Raw genomic sequence first — 848 nt, 5'->3', positions numbered from 1 at the left:
GGTTATCATATACGTAGTTCACATATCATGCAGGATGTGTGGTATTTACGAAGTACATAAATTAGATGTTAGATGAAATTAACATAAGGAGATTGTAATGAATAAAAAAGAAGAATTAAAAGAATTTCTAGTGAAGAACTTTGAGAAGCTTAAAAATGATGGATTCTCAGGTGAAAACATCAATCATCCCCCTTTTGAACTGTCTCCTAGAGATTATCTCCAATTTGCAGAGTCTGATCTTAAGGGGAAAGATGACTTAAGCTTAATAAATTGTGTATCAAATATCAAAAGAGCAATGGATTGTCAAATTGATACCTTTTTTTACTCATACAATCTTTTTGAATTTTTTAAAAGTAAAAGACTTGGCATGGATAAGAAATTAGAATTTCTTAAAAAGGCAAGTGTGTTCAATTCAGGGTCTTTATCAAGATTGAATGCTATTAGAAATAAGATGGAGCATGAATTTGTTGTTCCAAAGATTCAAGATATAGAATTATATTTTGATTTAGTTTCTGCTTTTGTATCAGTCCTCGAAAATAATATTTTAATGTTAGAAATTTATGCTGAATCAACATGGTATATAAAAGAAAATGGAGAATTTTTCAGGTTTGAAATTCAGTATTCTATTAATGAACCTCAAATAATGGTGAGTTGGGGTAAAAAAGGAGAAGATCGAACAATCCTTGAATCAAGCATAAATAATATTGAAGAGTTTTCGTTCTTTTTAAAAGTTTTTTTCTTAATATCAAAAACTTATATTTATAGAAGCAAGAAGTACATCATATCTCAACTAGTTGATTAGTGCATTCAAAGAGAATATTAACATCATCTAACATAATATTCACGCT

Annotated in this window: 1 protein-coding gene; it reads left to right on the top strand. The window is 28.4% G+C overall.

Annotated features, from left to right (window positions below):
• Window positions 1-97: 97 nt before the first annotated feature.
• Complete coding sequence (locus D829_RS32460; RefSeq protein ID WP_017689856.1) at window positions 98-802, top strand: hypothetical protein; 705 nt, start codon at window positions 98-100, stop codon at window positions 800-802.
• The last annotated feature ends 46 nt before the right edge of the window (window positions 803-848 follow it).

It is taken from the genome of Paenibacillus sp. PAMC 26794 (genome assembly GCF_000316035.1).
Lineage (GTDB): Bacteria > Bacillota > Bacilli > Paenibacillales > Paenibacillaceae > Paenibacillus.
Note: the sequence above shows the minus strand (reverse complement) of the source record. Positions and strands in the feature narration are given on the sequence as shown.